This window comes from Candidatus Pelagibacter sp. HIMB1709 (genome assembly GCF_052047635.1).
GTDB lineage: Bacteria > Pseudomonadota > Alphaproteobacteria > Pelagibacterales > Pelagibacteraceae > Pelagibacter.
In genome coordinates this window covers 160,643-175,799 of record NZ_JBNAJW010000001.1, presented here as the reverse complement: position 1 = coordinate 175,799, position 15,157 = coordinate 160,643, and the positions used below count along the sequence as shown (strand labels likewise).

General features: G+C 24.4%; 17 protein-coding genes and 2 tRNA genes. 14 read left to right on the top strand and 5 right to left on the bottom strand.

Annotation, left to right across the window (positions count from 1 at the left end):
- Positions 1 to 2: 2 nt before the first annotated feature.
- Positions 3 to 773: an MBL fold metallo-hydrolase gene (locus ACTTAR_RS01045; RefSeq protein ID WP_440697461.1), complete on the top strand. Its 771-nt coding sequence runs from the start codon at positions 3 to 5 to the stop codon at positions 771 to 773.
- Here ACTTAR_RS01045 and ACTTAR_RS01040 read toward each other — a convergent pair.
- From ACTTAR_RS01040 to ACTTAR_RS01030, 3 genes are read right to left on the bottom strand one after another with little or no spacing between them, the layout of a single operon-like run.
- Positions 768 to 1,310, bottom strand: a complete 543-nt coding sequence (locus tag ACTTAR_RS01040; RefSeq protein WP_440680877.1) for a glutathione peroxidase — start codon at positions 1,308 to 1,310, stop codon at positions 768 to 770. The genes ACTTAR_RS01045 and ACTTAR_RS01040 overlap by 6 nt on opposite strands.
- Positions 1,307 to 2,488: a Na+/H+ antiporter NhaA gene (gene nhaA, locus ACTTAR_RS01035; protein ID WP_440697460.1), complete on the bottom strand. Its 1,182-nt coding sequence runs from the start codon at positions 2,486 to 2,488 to the stop codon at positions 1,307 to 1,309. The genes ACTTAR_RS01040 and nhaA overlap by 4 nt, the downstream gene beginning before the upstream one ends.
- Before the next feature lie 7 nt (positions 2,489 to 2,495).
- Complete coding sequence (locus tag ACTTAR_RS01030) at positions 2,496 to 3,002, bottom strand: hypothetical protein (protein ID WP_440697459.1); 507 nt, start codon at positions 3,000 to 3,002, stop codon at positions 2,496 to 2,498.
- Between the two features lie 93 nt (positions 3,003 to 3,095).
- On the opposite strand from ACTTAR_RS01030, the gene ACTTAR_RS01025 reads away from it, so the two are divergent.
- From ACTTAR_RS01025 to ACTTAR_RS01000, 6 genes are all read left to right on the top strand, one after another.
- A tRNA-Pro gene (locus ACTTAR_RS01025) sits at positions 3,096 to 3,172 on the top strand.
- 7 nt (positions 3,173 to 3,179) lie between these two features.
- Positions 3,180 to 3,461, top strand: a complete 282-nt coding sequence (locus tag ACTTAR_RS01020) for an ETC complex I subunit (protein ID WP_440697458.1) — start codon at positions 3,180 to 3,182, stop codon at positions 3,459 to 3,461.
- A 3-nt stretch (positions 3,462 to 3,464) separates the two neighbouring features.
- Entirely contained in the window at positions 3,465 to 4,457 is a 993-nt protein-coding gene (locus ACTTAR_RS01015; protein ID WP_440697457.1) for a putative transporter, read from the top strand.
- The gene (gene glpX, locus ACTTAR_RS01010) at positions 4,457 to 5,398 is read left to right on the top strand and encodes a class II fructose-bisphosphatase (RefSeq protein WP_440697456.1); all 942 of its coding nucleotides are present in this window, start codon (positions 4,457 to 4,459) and stop codon (positions 5,396 to 5,398) included. Before ACTTAR_RS01015 ends, glpX begins: the two co-directional genes overlap by 1 nt.
- Positions 5,398 to 7,089, top strand: a complete 1,692-nt coding sequence (locus ACTTAR_RS01005; protein WP_440697455.1) for a single-stranded-DNA-specific exonuclease RecJ — start codon at positions 5,398 to 5,400, stop codon at positions 7,087 to 7,089. The genes glpX and ACTTAR_RS01005 overlap by 1 nt, the downstream gene beginning before the upstream one ends.
- A gap of 52 nt (positions 7,090 to 7,141) precedes the next feature.
- Positions 7,142 to 7,216, top strand: a tRNA-Glu gene (locus ACTTAR_RS01000).
- Here the strand turns inward: ACTTAR_RS01000 and ACTTAR_RS00995 are convergent.
- Positions 7,204 to 8,172, bottom strand: a complete 969-nt coding sequence (locus ACTTAR_RS00995) for a hypothetical protein (protein WP_440697454.1) — start codon at positions 8,170 to 8,172, stop codon at positions 7,204 to 7,206. The two genes, ACTTAR_RS01000 and ACTTAR_RS00995, sit on opposite strands and share 13 nt — an antisense overlap.
- A 25-nt stretch (positions 8,173 to 8,197) precedes the next feature.
- Between ACTTAR_RS00995 and ACTTAR_RS00990 the strand changes: the two genes are divergently transcribed.
- From ACTTAR_RS00990 to ACTTAR_RS00960, 7 genes are read left to right on the top strand one after another with little or no spacing between them, the layout of a single operon-like run.
- Positions 8,198 to 8,467 carry a GIY-YIG nuclease family protein gene (locus tag ACTTAR_RS00990; protein ID WP_440680868.1) on the top strand — a complete coding sequence of 90 codons (270 nt, stop codon included), beginning with the start codon at positions 8,198 to 8,200 and terminating at the stop codon, positions 8,465 to 8,467.
- Positions 8,454 to 9,494, top strand: a complete 1,041-nt coding sequence (locus ACTTAR_RS00985; RefSeq protein ID WP_440697453.1) for a glycosyltransferase family protein — start codon at positions 8,454 to 8,456, stop codon at positions 9,492 to 9,494. Before ACTTAR_RS00990 ends, ACTTAR_RS00985 begins: the two co-directional genes overlap by 14 nt.
- A complete protein-coding gene (locus ACTTAR_RS00980) occupies positions 9,487 to 10,479 on the top strand; it encodes a glycosyltransferase family 9 protein (RefSeq protein WP_440697452.1) in 993 nt (330 codons plus the stop codon). Before ACTTAR_RS00985 ends, ACTTAR_RS00980 begins: the two co-directional genes overlap by 8 nt.
- A gap of 16 nt (positions 10,480 to 10,495) precedes the next feature.
- Positions 10,496 to 11,494: a glycosyltransferase gene (locus ACTTAR_RS00975; RefSeq protein WP_440697451.1), complete on the top strand. Its 999-nt coding sequence runs from the start codon at positions 10,496 to 10,498 to the stop codon at positions 11,492 to 11,494.
- Entirely contained in the window at positions 11,484 to 12,674 is a 1,191-nt protein-coding gene (locus tag ACTTAR_RS00970; RefSeq protein ID WP_440697450.1) for an HAD-IIIA family hydrolase, read from the top strand. Before ACTTAR_RS00975 ends, ACTTAR_RS00970 begins: the two co-directional genes overlap by 11 nt.
- Positions 12,671 to 13,252 carry a D-sedoheptulose-7-phosphate isomerase gene (locus ACTTAR_RS00965; RefSeq protein WP_440697449.1) on the top strand — a complete coding sequence of 194 codons (582 nt, stop codon included), beginning with the start codon at positions 12,671 to 12,673 and terminating at the stop codon, positions 13,250 to 13,252. The genes ACTTAR_RS00970 and ACTTAR_RS00965 overlap by 4 nt, the downstream gene beginning before the upstream one ends.
- Positions 13,252 to 14,232: a GHMP family kinase ATP-binding protein gene (locus tag ACTTAR_RS00960; protein ID WP_440680862.1), complete on the top strand. Its 981-nt coding sequence runs from the start codon at positions 13,252 to 13,254 to the stop codon at positions 14,230 to 14,232. Before ACTTAR_RS00965 ends, ACTTAR_RS00960 begins: the two co-directional genes overlap by 1 nt.
- On the opposite strand, the gene ACTTAR_RS00955 is transcribed toward ACTTAR_RS00960, so the two are convergent.
- The gene (locus tag ACTTAR_RS00955; RefSeq protein ID WP_440680861.1) at positions 14,229 to 15,143 is read right to left on the bottom strand and encodes a site-specific integrase; all 915 of its coding nucleotides are present in this window, start codon (positions 15,141 to 15,143) and stop codon (positions 14,229 to 14,231) included. The genes ACTTAR_RS00960 and ACTTAR_RS00955 overlap by 4 nt on opposite strands.
- Between the last annotated feature and the right edge of the window lie 14 nt (positions 15,144 to 15,157).

Sequence of the window (15,157 nt, the reverse complement as noted above, 5' to 3'; positions counted from 1 at the left end):
TTATGAAATTTATTATTTTAGGTTGTGGCAGTTCAATGGGTGTACCTAGACCAGATGGTTTTTTTGGCAATTGTGATCCTAAAAATAAAAAAAATTATAGAACAAGATGTTCTGCTTTAATCAAAACATCTAATGAAAATATTTTAATTGATACTTCGCCTGATTTGAGACAGCAGTTGTTAAGACATAATATAAAAAAAATTTCTAAAGTTCTTTATTCTCATATGCATGGTGATCAAACTCACGGTATAAATGATTTAAGATCCTTTTTTATTAATTCAAAAAAACAAATTGATGTTTATGCTGATAATGATACTTCAAAATATTTAAGAAATTCTTTTTCTTATATTTTTAAGAGTTATTCCAAAGAATACCCAGCTACATTAAATCTAAAAAAACTTAAAAATACAATTATTACTAAAGATAAAAATAAAACTATTAATATAAAATCTATAAAAGTTGCTCATGGTAAAGTAAAATCTAATTGTTTCGTTATAGATAAAAAAATTGCTTATATTAGTGATGTTAGTGAAATTTACTCTAAAGATTACAAATATTTTAAAAATCTAAAATATTTAATTGTTGATTGTCTTTGGTATAATTTTCATCCTTCACATTTTAACTTAGAAAAAGCTTTATCAATCATAAAATTATTTAAACCTAAAAATGCTATTCTTACAAATTTGTCACCAGTTCTAGATTACAAAGTGTTAAAAAAAATTTTACCTAAAAATATAATACCAGCTCATGATGGGCTTACTATAAATTTATAGTAGACTTTCAATTTTACTAATTATTTTTTTTGACAAAGGTTTTGTAAAAGAAGCATAAGTATCTTCAACTTTACCTTCTTTATTTATTAAAATTTTATGAAAATTCCATTTTGGAACTGCTGATTTTCCATGGTTATCTTTTGCCCATTTGAAAATTTCATGTGCATCATCTCCTTTAACTTCATTTAAAGCTGTCATTGGAAAATCTATATTAAAATTTACTTCACAAAATTCTTTGATTTCTTTATTATCATCTTTTTCTTGATTGAAAGAATTAGAAGGGACACCCAAAACAATTAAACCCTTTGATTTATATTTGTCCCATAATTCCTGAAGATCGTCATATTGCTTTGTAAAACCACAATAACTGGCGGTATTTACCATGAGTATAACTTTGTTTTTATAAATATTAAGATCAATTATTTCTCCTGTAATACCCTCAATTTTGAAATCAAAGAAAACTTTTTCATAATTTGCTGAAGCTGAATTTTTAAAAAAAAACATAAATATAGATAACAAAAATATTATTTTTCTCATTGATTAAGTTTATTTGGAGTAAGTAATATTAAAAAATAACCAAATAAAGTTGACAATAGTGATCCCGTTAAAACTCCTATTTTAACACCATCCATGTACTGCATATTTTCGACAAAAGCTAAATTTCCAACAAATAAGCTCATTGTAAAACCAATTCCAGTAAGAACACCAACACCATAAAAATTGTACCAACTTGTGTTGTTAGGCATTTGAGCTACTTTCAATTTTATAGATACATAAGAAAATACAAATACACCCAATTGTTTACCCAGAAATAATCCAAGCACAATACCTAGAGGAACTTTGTCCAGTAATGAAGCAAAAGATAGACCTTCCAAAGAAACTCCTGCATTTGCAAAAGCAAACAATGGCATTATTCCAAATGCAACATATGGTGAAATTGCATGTTCAATTTTAATTAATAAAGAAAAATCTTTTTCTTTTTTTCTGTGAGGAATTGTCATAGCTAGTAAAACACCTGCTATAGTGGCATGAATTCCTGAGTTGTGAGTGAAATCCCACAAAAACAAACCTACTATTAAATAAGGTAAAAATTTTTTGACGTTAAATTTATTTATAACCAATAAAATTATAAATGCTAAAAGCATCAATGATAAATATTTGATGCTTAAATCCCCTGAGTAAAATAATGCAATTATAACAATCGCGCCTAAATCATCTATTATAGCTAAAGCAGTTAAAAACACTTTTAATGATAGTGGAACTCGTTTACCTAATAATGATAAAACTCCTAATGAAAATGCTATATCAGTTGCTGAGGGAATAGCCCATCCATTTAAAGTTGCACTATCTCCATAATTAATAAAAACATAAAATAATGCCGGTACAAGCATTCCTCCTACAGCAGCAATTATAGGTAAAAGAGCTTGTTTTATATTTGAAAGTTCTCCTTGAAGAAACTCTCTTTTAATCTCTAATGTAACAAAAAAGAAAAATATTGCCATTAAGGCATCGTTGATCCAATGTATAACTGATAATTTTAACCCAAAATTATTTATTCCTATAAATAAATATTTATTTAAAGTTGAGAAATATAATTCTGCTAATCCTGAGTTACTTATAATTAAAGCAATTACTGCTGCGAATAGTAAAACAAGTCCGCTTGCTGCCTCTAATTTAAAAAACCATTTAAAAGGTCTTGATAAATAATTAATCATAAGAATTTTAAGATAAGTCTATAATAAATAGTTTTATATCTTTCAATGTTTCATAAAGGTTAAAAAGAATAATTTCTAAACCTGGAAAAATATTAATTAAAGGTGTTTTTAAAGTATCCAATAAAATAATTAAAGCTATTAGAGAAATTAAAAAAACAACCAAATAACTAAAAAATTTACTTACTTTGTTAACTGATTTTTCTGTTTTTAATTTTAAATCCTTTTTTTTTAAATCTTTTTTAATTTCAGTTTCTTTATTCTTATTCAAATCTTCATTTGAGGGTAAATTATTATCTCCTATATCATTTGTTTTGGTATTTACTTGTTTTTCATTAATTTGATTAATATCCTCATTTATACTAATGTTTATGTTTTCTATTGGACTATTATTTTCAATTTTATAAAACCAGATGCGATCACAATTACCACATTTTAAATCTCGTCCTTCAGAAGGAATTAAAGCTGGATCTATTTTAAATTTTTTTTTGTTTTCACAAGGACAAGTGATAATCATCCCATGTTATATAACAGATTTTTATTAAATTTCTTTTATTTTGATATCTTTATTATTTGAAATTATTAAGAACTACTGTATTAGTACTGAAATCGGAGTGTAGCGCAGCCTGGTAGCGCATCTGGTTTGGGACCAGAGGGTCGCAGGTTCGAATCCTGCCACTCCGACCACCATTTTATGAAAAAAGCTATAATTTATATTCCTAATAAAAATCCAATGCAATCTGGTCTTGCAAAAAATAATAAATGGATTTTAGAATTTAAAACTGAAGATCCAACAAAAAATCCTTTAATGGGATGGGAAAGTTCTTCAGATACTTTAACGGAGTTAAGACTTGAATTTTCCACCAAAGATCTAGCAATTAATTATGCTAAAAAAAAGAAAATTGATTATGAACTAATTGAACCAAGAAAAAGAAAAACTGTAAAAAAATCTTACGCAGATAATTTTTTAAAATAATAAATGTTTAGATTTTTCACTGAAAAAAATTGGTTTTTATGGTCTTGGATTGGATCATTTATTATACTTTCATCTCTATGGATACAGGTAAAGATTGATGTAAAAATCAATGAATGGTTTGGTGAATTTTATGACATGATTCAAAAAGCTTTGGGAGCACCAAATTCAATTACAATAGATGAATATTGGGCTAGTCTTTTATCATTTATTACTTTAGCTGCGATGTATGTAGGGGTTGCCGTAATTGTGAGTTTTTTTACGTCTCATTATTTGTTTAGATGGAGAACAGCAATGGTGGAATGGTACCATAGTGTTTATGATAAAGCTCGAAAAATTGAAGGAGCAGCTCAAAGGGTTCAAGAAGATACTATAAAGTTTTCACGAATAATGGAGTCCCTTGGCACGAGCTTGATAGAAGCGTTAATGATTTTAATAGAATTTATGCCAATTTTATTTGGTTTAAGTGTTGGTATACCAATTTTCTTTTTTGGTGACTGGGATTATGGATTAATTGTTGGTGCATTAATTTGGTCTGTAGGAGGAACTATATTTTTAATATTGCTTGGATTAATATTGAGATTAGTTGGAGTAGAATATGATCTTCAAAAAAAAGAAGCAGCGTATAGAAAAATTTTAGTTATTGCGGAAGACGACGGTAATATAAGACCTAAAACAATAGAGGAATTATTTGATGGTGTTAGAAGCATTCATTTTAAAAGCTACATAAGGTATTTGTACTTTAATATTGGCAGAATAGCTTATTTACAAGCTAATGTTTTATCTGCGTACGTTTTTTTAGCCCCAGCTATTGTAGCAGGTGCAGTAACATTAGGTGTTATGCAACAGATAATTAGAGCTTTTGGAAGAGTAGAAGGATCAATGCAATATATACTTAAAGCTTGGCCTACCATCATAGAGTTAGCAAGTGTTTACAAACGTTTACGAGAATTTGAAACAAAAATTCAACAAGAAGATTTACTGGACGAAAAAATTTAATGACAATTGACAAAAAATTTATAAGTCAATTTGTAAAAGTAACTACTAAAGCAGCATTAGCCTCAAGTTATTTAGTTGGTAAAAATGATAAAATTGCAGCAGATAAAGCTGCTGTTGATGCTATGCGTAGTGAATTAAATAATATTAATATGAGAGGTAAAATTGTCATTGGTGAAGGAGAGCTTGATGAAGCACCAATGCTTTATATTGGTGAAAAAATTGGAACAAATAACGGACCAGAATTAGATATAGCAGTTGATCCTTTGGAGGGAACAAATTTTGCTGCTAAAAACTTACCAGGTGCTTTATCTGTAATTGCTGTTGCAGAAAAAACAAATCTTTTTAACGCACCTGAAACTTATATGGATAAAATAGCTACGGGAAAAGTGGAAAGAGGTGTAATTGATTTAGATTATTCAATATCAAAGAATATTAAAAATTTATCTGAATATAAAAATAAATCACCAGAACAAATGACAGCATGTATTTTGGATAGACCTAGACATAAAAAAATTATTGATGAGCTTAAAGCTTTAAATGTCAAATTAAAACTTATCACAGATGGAGATGTTTCTGGGGCACTTTTGGTTTCCAAAGAAGAATACAATGTAGATATTTTTCTAGGAATTGGTGGTGGTCCTGAAGGGGTGTTGGCGGCTTCAGCCTTAGATACTTTAGGGTGTTTTTTTCAATGTAGGTTTTTATTTAAGACTGAAACAGATAAAAAAAGAGGTTATGCTATGGGAATTAGCGATTTTAATAAAAAATATGAATTAAATGAAATTATTTCTGGTGACTCAATTTTTTGTGCGACAGGTATAACAACAGGGGACCTTGTACAAGGAATAAAATTGGAAGAAAATAAATTTTATTCTGAAACCCTGATTACTCATAAATCATCTAACATAAATAAAATTATAAAAGAGGAACAATATATTTAATGAACTCAGTTTCCGGTAAAAACTGGGAAGAAATAAAAATTAATCTCAGATTATTTAATAAGCTTAAAACTGAAAACAACTTACCAAGTATAATTAATAAATTAATTCTTTCTAGAAATTTTGATGAAGAAGAAATTTATAATATAGAAAACAATATTGAATTAATAAATCCATTTTTAAAAACAAAAGATTTTGAGCATGTTTTTAAAACTTTAAAAAAAAATATTAAGAATAAAGAAAAAATTATCATAATCGGTGATTATGATGTAGATGGGTTAGTCTCAACCTCATTATTTATTAAATTTTTAAAAATATTAGATTATCCATTCAATTTTTATATTCCAGATAGATTAACAGATGGATATGGAGCAAGTTTAAATTTAATTAAAAAAATTTTAAAAAAAAAACCAAAATTAGTTGTAATGCTTGATTGTGGGTCAAACTCAAGAGATTCAGTAGATTTATTAAATTTAAATAAGATAGATACAATCATTATTGATCATCATGAAGTATATGAGCCTTATCCTGTAACTAAAAATTTCATAAATCCAAAAAAAAAATGTGATTATAGAAATTATAGTTATTTTTGTTCATCAGCTCTTACTTATTACTTAATTGATTTTTATTTTAAAAAAGAGAACTTAACTAATACATTTAAAAAAAACCTAATTTATGTACTGCTTGCAACAGTTTGTGATGTAATGCCATTAAGATATTTAAATAGAGTTTTGGCAAAAAGTGTTTTGCAAAATCAAAAATACTTTAGTGATTATGTCTTTAGGAAAATATTAAGTATATCTAAAAAAAAACACTCTTTAAATATAGAAGATTTTGCTTTTTTAATTGGCCCGATAATAAATTCAACTGGGAGAATTGGAGATCCAAATAAAGCAATTAATTTATTAATATCAAGTGATAATGAAGTAATTGAAAAATTAACAAATGAATTATTCTTTTTGAATGAAAAAAGAAAAAAAATTGAGGAAAATATATTAAAAAAAATAAATTTTTCTAAATCAAATTTTAAAAATAAAGATGTAATTTTTTTAACATTGAATTCAATTCATGAGGGATTAATTGGAATAATTGCTTCAAAAATAAAAGACTACTTTGAAAAGCCTTGCATAATTTTTACAGAATCTGGAAATAATTTAAAAGGCTCTGCTAGATCTACAGAAAACTTTAATATAGGTCATCTAATTAAAGATGGTATTAATAAAAATATAATTAAGAAAGGTGGAGGTCATAATCTGGCTGCTGGATTATTAATTGAAAAAAATAAACTTAATCAATTAAAAAATTTTATATTAACTTCTTACGCAAAAAAAATTAAGAATTCTTTTACTAAAGAATATATTGCAAAAATATCACTAAGTTCAATAAACCAAAATTTTTTTAATGACTTATCATTAATGGGTCCTTTTGGATCAAATAATCAAGACCCTGTTTTTTTAATAGAAAATGTTAAAGTAATAAAACCTAAAATAATTAAAAATAAATTTCTAAGCTGTATTTTACAATCTAGACAAGGAAAATCTGTTTTTGCTATGTCTTTTAATTTTATTAATTCAGAAATAACGAATTATTTAATTAATTATAAAAAAGAAATAAAAATTTTAGCTCAAATAAAACAAAATAATTGGAATAATAAAAAAACAATTCAATTAAATATTTTAGATGTTGCTATTTAACAACGATTAAAGCTTGATTAATAAGTCTTTATGCAATAAAAAGCTCGCATTCGGTCCCTTCGTCTATCGGTTAGGACACGTGGTTTTCATCCTCGAAAGAGGGGTTCGATTCCCCTAGGGACCGCCATTAATTTCTTTATAATTTTCATCCCAAACCTTTAGCCAATCAGGCTCAATAGATGGGACTGTTCTTGATATATGATAACTAATTGATTTAATTGGAGCTAAACATAATTCTTTATCAAAAATTTCATGTAAAGGCTTTTCAAAAGGATCGTTTTGGAACTCTCCTACAGATCTAATTTTGTCTCTATGTATATTAAGTATTTTTTTTGAAAAAATAAAAGTTAATAGTGTCTCTTTTACAATTCTCCATCTATAATTTTTTCCAATAAAAATTGAAGTGATATAATCTCTATCATAATAAAAAACATAATCTGATGGAGTCATAAATATATCTCTATCTGTTTGCGTGGTAATTCTAGAATAAGAGTAAAGGAGTTCTTCAATTGAGTCTATTTTAAATATATAATCATCCTCTACAAAAAAAATTAAATCTTCTGATTTTTCTGCTTGATCACAGCATTCAAGATATGTGCCTCTATTACCATTTATTTTACTCTTGATGATATTGGTTTCAAACTTATCATTTAACAAAATTTTTTTTAATTGATTATTAAATTCATTAGAGGATTTGTCATATATTAGGTTTAAAGAAATGTTTAAATTATTATATTTTAAAAAATTTAAAATTGATTTTTTTAAACTAATTAAAGATACTTTAATCAAAATTTCCTTATTTATATTTGGAATAATCCTTTTCCATTTTCCTGGTGAATTCCAAAGAGCTACATCAGGGGAAAATCTATAATAAATATCTAATTTTTTAATCTTTCTAGAAAAATCTAAATAACCTGATGAAAGTAAAATTGATTTATTATTAAATTTAAAATAGTTTTCAGCTTTTTGATTTAGTTTTGGATTAATCAATTCAAAAGTTTCTTTATCCAAAGCATAGATGTTTAATAATTTTAATAATAATCTTTTTAATTTATTTTGTTTTAATAATTTTCGTTTAAACATGTATTTTTAATAATAAAATAATATTATGAATTTTTATGTATATTTAATTTGCACTAAAAACAACAATAATTCATTGATAAGCTACGTAGGTTATACCAATGATATAAAAAAAAGAATTAATCTTCATAACTCATCTAAAGGAGCAAAATTCACTAGGGGAAGAAAATGGAAACTAATATATAAAAAAAAATTTAAAAACAAGGTTGAGGCTATGAAATATGAGTATATTCTTAAAAGAAATTATAATCTTAGAAAAAACTTAAAACAGCTTTTTTTAAAAAATGAAAAAAATTAAAATTTTACATATAACTGATTTTCATTTTAGACATAATGGTAGATTATTTTATTCTTCAGGAAAAAAAATTAATAACGGATTAATTTTAAATGGTCATAACGTTTTAAATATTTCGGATAGAGACATTACAAATCAAAGAAAATCAATTTTTGATATTGGCAGTAAGAAACATCTATTTAATTTAATTGTTGAAAATATAAAAAATTTTAGACCTAATATGATATTATTTGGTCATGTTGATAGATTAAGTTATTTAGACTTTATTGAATTAAAAAATAGATTTAAGCAAATAAAATTTGGGCAATGGTTTTTAGACCCACTTATTAAAACAGGGCCAGATTTTGAAAAAAACAAATCTAGATTTTTTTTAAAGTATCAATTTTGTGATGCTAATTTTGTTACTACATCACCAAGTTCATTAAATTTTGTAAATAATGATAGAACATTTTTTATTCCAAACCCAATAGATCCATCTATTGATGTTTATAAAAATCATTTATTTAAAAATGAAATTGATGTTTTCATTGCAATAAGTCATGGACAACATAGGGGAATTTTAAAAGATGGTTATAAGGATAAAAGAACCAAATTTATTGATAAATTAACAAAAAAAGCAACCTACAATATCTTCGGATATAACAAAAATCCAATTTGGGGACAAAAATTTTTTGATGAACTTAATAAATGTTCAATGGCAATTAATTTAAGTAGAGGTAAACCAATCAAATATTATTCAAGTGATAGAATATCAGCTTTACTAGGAAATGGTTTATTAACATTTATAGATGAAAAATATCAATATCAAAAACTTTTTACAAAAAATGAAATTGTAACTTTCAAAAATATAAATGATCTTAATAAAAAAATTTTATTTTATAAAAAATTCAAAAAATTACAAAAAAAAATAGCATCAAATGGATATAGAAAAGCACATAAGATTTTTAATAATAAATTAATATCAAATTTTATTGTTAACAAAACAATGGGGTATGAAATAAAAAAAAAATATAGTTGGATGGATGACTAGATATTTGATTTTTAGAACTGACAGAATAGGTGATTTTATTTTTTCACGTATAATAACTGATGCAATTAAAAAACAAAATTCATCGAATAAAATTGATTTTGTATGCTCAAAATATAATTCTAATTATGCGAAAAATTATAAAGATATAAACAAAATTTATATTCTTGATAAAAGTAATTTAAAAATTATGCTTAAAAACCTACTGGAAATTAACTCAATTAAATATGACAAAATATTAGTACTAGATGGAAAGAGAAGATCAATATTATTTTCAATTTTTTTAAATTCAAAATTCAAGCTTGCTGTAATCAAAGATTGGCGACCTTTATTGATTTTAAAATTATTTTTTAATAAATTTTTAATCAATTCAGAAATAAAAAGTCAGTTTGATAACTTTGTGTCTGTAGCAAACATAATTGATTTAAAAGTTAATAAAAAAATTGATTATTATCATAGCTATAAATTCAAAAAAAATAATAAAAAATGTTTAAAACCTAATTATACATTATTGCATCTGGATGAAAAATGGTTTGAAAATTATTATTATAAAGACTTTGATTATATGAATTTAAATGAAAAAAATTTTAAGTTATTTGTTGATACAATTTTTAAAAAATTTAAAAAAAACATTTTAATAACAACTGGTTCAATAAAAATACCATTGCTTGAAAAAATATTAAAAAAATATTTTAAAAAAATAGATGATAATGAATTTATCTCAATTAAACATAAAAATAAATTAAGATTTATTAACAACACAGATTTCCAAGATCTAGAAAATATAGTTAAAAAAGCTAATAATTTAATTTGTTGTGAGGGAGCAATTAGTCACGTTTCACACGCTCTTGGTATTAATACAATTGCATTAGTTAACTATACTGGAATTAATACTGGAGTTTTCTGGACAAGTCATATGAATAAAATTAAATTATTATATAGAAATGATATAAAAATTGTTTGTAAATTAATAAGCAAAATTAAGTAAAATTAATATTAATTAAATGCAAACAAAAATTTATTTTATTGAATCTTCCTCAAATTTTGATTTCACTGATTTAAATTCTCCACATATTGCGGGATCTGAAAAAACTCTCATAAATATTTCTCTTGAACTGTCTAAAAATAAAAACTTGCTTATTAAAGTCTTTAATAAAAGTGAAAATCTTAGAAATTTAGAAAATTTAATTTGGTCAAATATCAATAATATTAATTCTTTAGATGTTCCAGATTATTTAATAGCTATGTCTGATGCTAATTTGTTATCAAAAATCAATTGTAAAAAAAAATTTTTATGGTCTCATAGTGTTCAACCAATTGAAAAATTTATTAGAAAAAAGCAACTTTTTCCATTCTTAATTAATAAACCAATTTTATTACTTGAAGGAATGTATCACTTTAAAACTAGAAGTTTTTTAACATCAATTTTTGGAAAAAAAATCCTACCAATTGCTACAGATTATGATTTTATAAACACAAATGTTAACAAAGATTTTATACCTTTCAAAAGAGCAATTTTTACAACTAGATCAGATCGTAACTTAAATTTCTTACTAGAATGCTGGAAAGAAATTAAAAAAAAATCTCCAGATGCTGAATTATATATAAATCCTCCTTATGATTTATCTATGGAGGACAAAAAAAATAATATTTTTTTAAGAAACAAAGGTAATAAAAATGATTTAATTCAAGATCTACTAAACTCTAGAGTAATGTTAAATCCTGGCCATAAAGGGGAGGTATTTTGTTTGGCTGCAGAAGAGGCAAGAGAATTGTGTTTGCCCTTAATTACTATGGGGTATGGAAGTTTATATGAAAGAGTAGAGCATGATATAACTGGTTATTTGGCAAAAAATAAAGAGGAATTTATAAACTACGCTTCACAAATTTTAAATGATGATACAATTTATTTAAACTTAAAAAAAAAATTATATCAAAAAAGAAATTTCAGATCCTATAAAAATGTTGCAGTGGATTTATTAAAGATTTTAAATGAAAGTTAAAGATATCGTAATACTTGTTGGGGGTAAGGGTTCAAGAATTAGTAGATTTACAAATAAAATCCCTAAACCATTAATTAAAATAGGATCTAAACCTTTCCTTGATCAATTAATTTTAAAACTTATAAAATATAATTTTAATAATATTTATTTACTTTGCTCATATAAAAAAAAAATTTTTTTTTCAAAATATCATAAAAAAAAAATACATAACTCTTTAATTACATGTATTGATGAAGGAACTCAAAAAGGTACTGCGGGAGCACTTTACAAATTAAGAAATAAATTAAAAAATAATTTTATTTTAATGAATGGTGACACTTATTTCGATATTGATTTAAATGTAATTATGAAAATGAATATAATTAATCAAATTGGTGTGATGGCCCTTACATACTCAAAAAATTTAATAAATAATAATAAAATCAACAGGATTAGTTTAAATAAAAATGAAACAGTAGAATATACGAAAAATAAATCTAGATTATCTAATGGAGGAATATATCTTTTTAAAAAACAGATATTTGAATTCATAAAAAATAAAGAACAATCATTAGAAAATGAAGTTTTAAATGAACTAATTAATAAAAAAAAAATTAAAGGTATTTTATTTTCAGAAAAAATTATAGATATTGGTTCTTATCAAAATTTAAAAATAATAAAAAAACAATATAAACTTTTAAAAAATAAAGCTTTTTTTTTAGATAGAGATGGTGTTCTAAATAAAGATAATGGATATATATTAAATTTTTCTAAATTTAAATTTTTATCTGGTGTTAAAAAAGCTATTCATTATTTAAATGAAAAAAAATTTTTAGTTATTATTTTAACTAATCAAGCTGCAGTAGGGAAAGGGTTGATTACTGAAAAAAAATTAAAAGATATTCATCTAAAAATGTCGAAAGAAATTAATAATTACAATGAAGCTAAAATAGATGATATTTATTATGCACCTTATTATAAGCATTCAAGACATATAAAATATCGAAATAATTCTAGGGATAGAAAACCAAATATTGGAATGTTTGAAAAAGCGATAAAGAAATGGAATATTGATACTAAAAAAAGTTATTTTATAGGAGATAAAATAACTGATAGATTGGCATCAAAAAAAGCTTCTGTTAGATTTTACTACAAAAATAAAATTTCTTTGTATAAACAGATAAAAGATATCATAAAATGAATCGTAATATAAAAAATCACTATAAAGAAAGTTTAAGAGTATACAAATTATTAAGTAAAGAATTAAACAGGATAGAAGAAATTTCTAATTTTTTAACAAACATTATAAGAAAAAAAAATAAAATTTATGTTTATGGTAATGGTGGTTCATTTGCTGATGGCTCTCATTTTGTTGGAGAATTAACAGCAACTTATGAAAATAGAAAAAGAAAACCTCTTCCTTTCTATTTACTAGGTTCAAATACAGCAGCCATTACAGCGTGGTCAAATGATTTTAATTTTAACGATTATATTGAAAGAGAGTTTTCTGGATATGCGAAAAAAGGTGATTGTCTGTTTCTGCTATCCACAAGTGGTGGAAATATAAAAAATAATCAATCTTTAAACCTAATAAAATTAGCTAAATATTGTAAAAAAAATAAAATTTATTTAATTTCTCTTCTTGGAAAAGGGGGAGGGGAATTAAAAAAATACTCTAATAAATCTATTATCATTCCATCAAATAAAACGGGATCAATTCAAGAAGCTCACAAAATGATACTCCATTCTATTTGTGCTTTCTTGGATAATTTATTTTAATGATAATTTGCAAAACCCCTTTTAGAGTATCATTGTTTGGCGGTGGTACTGATTTTCCTGAGTATTATTCTAAATTTGGTGGATGTGTTATAGGGGGAACTATTGATAAATTTTCTTACGTTACTGTAAGATATTTACCAAATGTTTTTAATTACAAACATAGAATTGTTTGGTCTAAAAATGAGACTGTTAATAATAGTGATGAAATAATTCATCCTATGGTAAAAGCTGTTTTTAAAGATTTAAAAATCAAAAAAGGATTAGAAATTCACTACCAAGGTGATTTACAAAAAAATTCTGGTCTTGGAACTAGCTCATCTTTTTGTGTTGGATTAATAAATGCGATACAAAATTTACAAAATAAACATATCTCTAAAAAAAAATTAGCTAAAAAAGCTATTTTTATTGAACAAAATAAACTTAATGAAAATTGTGGCTCACAAGATCAAGTGTGGGCTTCATATGGTGGTTTTAATTTTATTAATTTTAAAAAAGATGGAAACTTTCAAGTTGATAATTTATCAATTTCCAAAAAAAATTTATTTTTATTAAACAATAATTTTTTTTTAATTTACACCGGTTTGCATAGATATTCTAATGATGTAGAAAAAGATAAAGTAAAATCTCTAGATAAAAATTTAATTACACTAGATAAAATCAAAAAAATTACTTTAAACTTTAAAGATGTTTTAAATCAAAATAATTCTATAGATATTGTCGGTGAAATGTTAAATGAATATTGGAATTTTAAAAAATCATTATCAAACAAAGTAACTAATAAAAATATAGATGAGATTTATAACTTGGCCATTAAATGTGGAGCTTCAGGTGGTAAAGTTATTGGATCAGGAGGGGGTGGTTTTGTTTTGGTTTATTGTAAAAAAAAATATCAAAAAAAATTATTTAAAAATTTTAATAAACTACCAATTATAAAGTTTAAATTTGTAAATAAAGGTAGTGAAATAATTTTTAAAAGTTAGAATTTAACTTTATTTAATGCGTTATTTTTAAATAAATTAGCTTCTTTTATGTATCTTCTAACCATTTCTGTTGATTTATGACCTGTCATATTCATTATACTTCTTTCTTCGGCACCAGCTTCGGCTGCAGATGTAGCAAATCCTGACCTCAAACTGTGACCTGCATATTTATTGCCATCCAAACCAGCTAAATTTGAGTATTTTTTGATTATTAAGGCTATAGTTTTATCTGAGACATTAAAAATTTTACCAGTTTTAATTTTTTGTTCATTCAACCAATTTTTTAAAGTTTTTACTGGACAATAAATTTCCTTATCGAAATATGGTATTGCTTTTATTGATCCTTCTCCAGATTGATCAGTTTTTGATCTTTTAATAAAAATTTTGACACCTTCATTAACGAATTCTAGATCATCATAATCAATATTTACTAATTCAGATCTTCTAAATCCTCCAGAAAAACCAATTAGCAGTATCGCTTTATCTCTTAATTTTTTATTAAAATTTCCTTTAGTATTGTCTAGTACATTAATAATTAATTTTAAATCATTGATTAATAATGGTTTTTTGCTTTTTTGATTAATACCTAATTTCCTTTTAATACCCATTAAATTTTCAACAATTATAGGATGTTTAGTGTCTAGATAATGGCCTTTTAATTTATGTAATATACCTATAGATGCAATCCTTCTTTTTAGAGTGCTGTATCTTGATGTAGATGAAAGATGAGTTAAATATAATGATAATATTTTTGGATTAGTTGGCATTTCTTTAAATCCATGTTGTCTGCAAAAATTTGAAAAATCTCTGAAATCAGCTTGGTAAGCTCTCAATGTATTTGAAGCTTTTGAGCTTTTTAAATTTTTGATTGTTTCAAATTCTAAATTTTTTATATTTATTAAATTATTCATAATTTCCGATAACC

Excerpts from the sequence above, each read along its gene's own strand:
- ACTTAR_RS01045 (WP_440697461.1), top strand. The coding sequence starts at position 3 with ATGAAATTTATTATTTTAGGTTGTGGCAGTTCAATGGGTGTACCTAGA.
- ACTTAR_RS01040 (WP_440680877.1), bottom strand. The coding sequence starts at position 1,310 with ATGAGAAAAATAATATTTTTGTTATCTATATTTATGTTTTTTTTTAAA.
- nhaA (WP_440697460.1), bottom strand. The coding sequence starts at position 2,488 with ATGATTAATTATTTATCAAGACCTTTTAAATGGTTTTTTAAATTAGAG.
- ACTTAR_RS01030 (WP_440697459.1), bottom strand. The coding sequence starts at position 3,002 with ATGATTATCACTTGTCCTTGTGAAAACAAAAAAAAATTTAAAATAGAT.
- ACTTAR_RS01020 (WP_440697458.1), top strand. The coding sequence starts at position 3,180 with ATGAAAAAAGCTATAATTTATATTCCTAATAAAAATCCAATGCAATCT.
- ACTTAR_RS01015 (WP_440697457.1), top strand. The coding sequence starts at position 3,465 with ATGTTTAGATTTTTCACTGAAAAAAATTGGTTTTTATGGTCTTGGATT.
- glpX (WP_440697456.1), top strand. The coding sequence starts at position 4,457 with ATGACAATTGACAAAAAATTTATAAGTCAATTTGTAAAAGTAACTACT.
- ACTTAR_RS01005 (WP_440697455.1), top strand. The coding sequence starts at position 5,398 with ATGAACTCAGTTTCCGGTAAAAACTGGGAAGAAATAAAAATTAATCTC.
- ACTTAR_RS00995 (WP_440697454.1), bottom strand. The coding sequence starts at position 8,172 with ATGTTTAAACGAAAATTATTAAAACAAAATAAATTAAAAAGATTATTA.
- ACTTAR_RS00990 (WP_440680868.1), top strand. The coding sequence starts at position 8,198 with ATGAATTTTTATGTATATTTAATTTGCACTAAAAACAACAATAATTCA.
- ACTTAR_RS00985 (WP_440697453.1), top strand. The coding sequence starts at position 8,454 with ATGAAAAAAATTAAAATTTTACATATAACTGATTTTCATTTTAGACAT.
- ACTTAR_RS00980 (WP_440697452.1), top strand. The coding sequence starts at position 9,487 with ATGACTAGATATTTGATTTTTAGAACTGACAGAATAGGTGATTTTATT.
- ACTTAR_RS00975 (WP_440697451.1), top strand. The coding sequence starts at position 10,496 with ATGCAAACAAAAATTTATTTTATTGAATCTTCCTCAAATTTTGATTTC.
- ACTTAR_RS00970 (WP_440697450.1), top strand. The coding sequence starts at position 11,484 with ATGAAAGTTAAAGATATCGTAATACTTGTTGGGGGTAAGGGTTCAAGA.
- ACTTAR_RS00965 (WP_440697449.1), top strand. The coding sequence starts at position 12,671 with ATGAATCGTAATATAAAAAATCACTATAAAGAAAGTTTAAGAGTATAC.
- ACTTAR_RS00960 (WP_440680862.1), top strand. The coding sequence starts at position 13,252 with ATGATAATTTGCAAAACCCCTTTTAGAGTATCATTGTTTGGCGGTGGT.
- ACTTAR_RS00955 (WP_440680861.1), bottom strand. The coding sequence starts at position 15,143 with ATGAATAATTTAATAAATATAAAAAATTTAGAATTTGAAACAATCAAA.